Genomic DNA, 3,226 nt, shown 5'->3' on the forward strand with positions numbered 1-3,226 from the left:
AGATTTATAACAATCCTTTAATGTTGATGAAGATAGAAAATTATTTGAAAGAATTAGATACTGTTTAGTTAATCTTGACATTATAGTTTTTCTGAAACGTTAAATATAAAGAACTTAATCAATTATTTCATATTCATTAAGTTCTCCATCATGACCGTTTCTCCACTTTAACTCTTTTCTATTTAGTACCTTCACAAATATTTCCAATCTTTTTATAATATTCTCATATTCCTCAAGAAAGGTAGTTAACTCTTTTTGTAATCTCAAAAATTCCGAATTGATTTGTTCTAGAGATGTTGATTCTGGCAAATTTAATTTTGAAAAGTCATATCTTGCAAGCTTTCGACTGCTCACATCCTCACTCTTTAAATTGATAAGCACTTCCGCCATCTTATTTAAGTTGGCGATTTTTTCATTAATTTGATTTAGTTTTATATCTATCTCTGCTATTTCTTTTACTAACTCGTCTTTAATGTCTTGGTATTTCTTATCTGCTTCAGTTAATTCAATGAAGAGGTTAATCTCAGTAATCTTTTCCTGTAGACTCTTAACTGTAGGTCTTCTGTATGGTATTACTCGACTATCGTTGGTTAGCTATCTTATCAATGTTCGTCCTTTGACATACTGATTTTTATCCGAATGTTCTTTGTTATATACAAAGTATGAGGTTGTCTCTCGGATATAGACTTTATATTTTTTCTGATTGTCTTCTTCAATAATATCTAGCTGATAATTAGGAATGAAAATAAGACCGCTCTGTTTGACACCGAAAGCCACCTTGATATAGACGCCCTCATCAACTACCTTCTCTATTTGATGCTCTGCAAGTTCCACTTCAAATTCGTGAACGGCATCTCGTTTTTCCTTAAATGTCTCAAAGGCTTCCTCAATCTCTTCAGTGGATACTTTATCCTTATCTCGTTCTTCTTGGAAAGCATGGTACTGTTCCTGTAAATTCTCTAATCCTTCTGAAGCAACGACTTCCTTATTTTTAAAATAATCTTGAAAAAATTTGACATCATATAATTTCTTATCACTTATTTTTTTATGACCCAAACTTATCTTTTGATTATCTTCTTCCAGGATAAAAGTTACATTTTTTGTTTTAAATCAATGGTTAGATTCAATTCTTTTGCTTTTGTTATTAACTCTTCTAAAGAATTGACACGGTTCAACAAAAATTCTAAACGACTTTCAATCTCTTGTTTGGCAAAATGTATTCTAAAAAATTCTTCATCATATAAATCTCGTTTGATGAGTTGGCGTCCTCGAATTGGTTTTATCATCATTCTATCTGTCATAAAAAAACGGCTATGCTTTTGACTAAAATCAATCTGAACATACAACTGCTTTGCTTTCTCTAAAAGATCATCAAACGATTTAGATTGCTGAAGCAAAAAATAAAGACGTTGTTTCAATTCAAATTTATGACTAGATTCCTTATATTTTTTATAATCTCGATAGGAATAACGTTTCTCAATAATTTTTGCACCAGCCATTTTAGAAATACGGTCTGAAATCATACGGAGGTTTCGTTCCAAGGCATAGTTCCATATCAACTTTTTATCTGAATTGCGGTCAATAGCGTTGATTAGGATGTGATTATGAACATGATCTTTGTCTGTGTGAGTTGCTACGATAAACTTAAAACGACCTCCTGTCAATTCCATCATGGTCTCATAACCAATGCGGTTAATTTCTTCAGGTGTCAGATTATCTTCAGGAGAAAATGATTGGATGAGATGATGGGCATGAATAGTTTGTTAGTGTTTTTCTTGTCGGTCATTTCTGGACTCGTACAACTTGTCGTTATTAGTAAAGTTAACATTGTACATTTCTACCATTTCTGCATGGCTAGGAAAGTCTAAGAAATTACTCATGCCAAAATCAGATACCAATTTCAAATCATCTGTTTTATCTGGATTGAGGATATACTTAATCAAACACCTACGATATTTTTTACCATGTGTCGCAAAGTGTTTAGTGACTACCATAAAACTCCTTCAATTTTTTCACTTCCACTTGAAATTCTCTATCCACTTCCTTAATTAACTCTCCCACTCCCTTACTCAAGTCCTGTAATTGTTCCTGAGAAATCAGATGGCTATGATTGATAGCGCGCGCAATCTGATTGATGTTATTTCCAATCCGTCTCAATTCAAAAACTAACTGGTCATAAGCATCAGTGTTAATCGTGACAAATGACATATTGGGATTAAGCAAAACTTTTCTGGCATAGACTGAGAAATTTTGATAATTGCTCTTAGCAATCCGTTCATTCAATTGGTGTAATTCTGGATCAGTTAGAAATACTTTTTTGAGATTGGTACGATAGCGATAAACCATTACATCCTCCTAACCCATATATTTTTCACGGAACTCACGACTGAGTGGCTGCACTTGATTCACTTCTGCAATCAATTCTTGAACGCAAGTCAATAAGATTGAGACGTTCTCTTGAGTCACTTGATGATTTTCTCTTGCGACAACCAGAACTTCATACACATCTCGACTAATCTGTTCAAACTTTTGAGACTGCCAAAGGGAGAACCAACTTTCAAAAATTCTATCCTGATAATTCTTTTTCAATAAATTTTGACGAAGAAATTCTGAGAAACTATCCACTTTTTGTTCCCTCATCATTTCTTTTATCTGTTTTTCTTCTTGTCTCGTGATTCTAAATTGCTTTCGGATTGACTTAATTTCTTGTCCCATTCTGATATCCCTTCAACATTCTACTTGTCTGACAGTGTAAGTCTACCTCACATTGTCAGTACGCTTCCTAAAGACCTCACTTGCTTCTTGTTCGGTCTTTGCGAGCTCAGATATTGTGTCCACAATATCCCAAAAATCATATCGCCAACCGACCAAAACCTTCCAGTTCTGACAGCCAACGATAAGATAACTTGGTGGCTCCGCCCCCACACCCCCCAGAGAAAATCTAACATAGATTTTTACAAGTTGAGAAAAGTATATCGGAAGAAACTTGGAGAAGTTATGTAACCGCCCAATAACGAAGTATATTGAAAAATCTCCAGACTAGAGAACTCACGGATAGTTCCTAATCTGGAGATTTCTTATTTGCACTTTTCTTGTACAACTTTATTCCATGGTAAATAAGCCTCTAAAACCTCTTTGTTTACGAGAGTTTCCTCGTTTGGAAGACATTCTAGAAGATAGGATAGATATTTTTCACTATTTAGTTGATGACGTTTAGCTGTTTCCA

General features: G+C 33.9%; 2 protein-coding genes and 3 pseudogenes. 1 reads left to right on the top strand and 4 read right to left on the bottom strand.

Annotation, left to right across the window (positions count from 1 at the left end):
* A pseudogene (locus HT688_RS11470) lies at positions 1-68 on the top strand (transcriptional regulator); the annotation flags it as partial.
* Positions 69-114: 46 nt separating this feature from the next.
* On the opposite strand, the pseudogene HT688_RS11475 reads toward HT688_RS11470, so the two are convergent.
* The 4 genes and pseudogenes from HT688_RS11475 to HT688_RS11490 form a co-directional block, all read right to left on the bottom strand.
* Positions 115-1,994, bottom strand: a pseudogene (locus HT688_RS11475) (SAG1250 family conjugative relaxase).
* Entirely contained in the window at positions 1,981-2,346 is a 366-nt protein-coding gene (mobC, locus tag HT688_RS11480) for a plasmid mobilization relaxosome protein MobC (RefSeq protein ID WP_050208494.1), read from the bottom strand. The pseudogene HT688_RS11475 and the gene mobC overlap by 14 nt, the downstream one beginning before the upstream one ends.
* Before the next feature lie 9 nt (positions 2,347-2,355).
* Positions 2,356-2,715, bottom strand: a complete 360-nt coding sequence (locus HT688_RS11485) for an SAG1252 family conjugative relaxosome accessory protein (RefSeq protein ID WP_050208497.1) — start codon at positions 2,713-2,715, stop codon at positions 2,356-2,358.
* A gap of 362 nt (positions 2,716-3,077) precedes the next feature.
* Positions 3,078-3,226 (bottom strand): annotated as a pseudogene (locus HT688_RS11490) (transposase domain-containing protein); the annotation flags it as partial.

This window comes from Streptococcus sp. 1559 (assembly GCF_013276735.1).
GTDB classification, from domain to species: Bacteria; Bacillota; Bacilli; order Lactobacillales; family Streptococcaceae; genus Streptococcus; species Streptococcus pseudopneumoniae.

Excerpts from the sequence above, each read along its gene's own strand:
- mobC (WP_050208494.1), bottom strand. The coding sequence starts at position 2,346 with ATGGTTTATCGCTATCGTACCAATCTCAAAAAAGTATTTCTAACTGAT.
- HT688_RS11485 (WP_050208497.1), bottom strand. The coding sequence starts at position 2,715 with ATGGGACAAGAAATTAAGTCAATCCGAAAGCAATTTAGAATCACGAGA.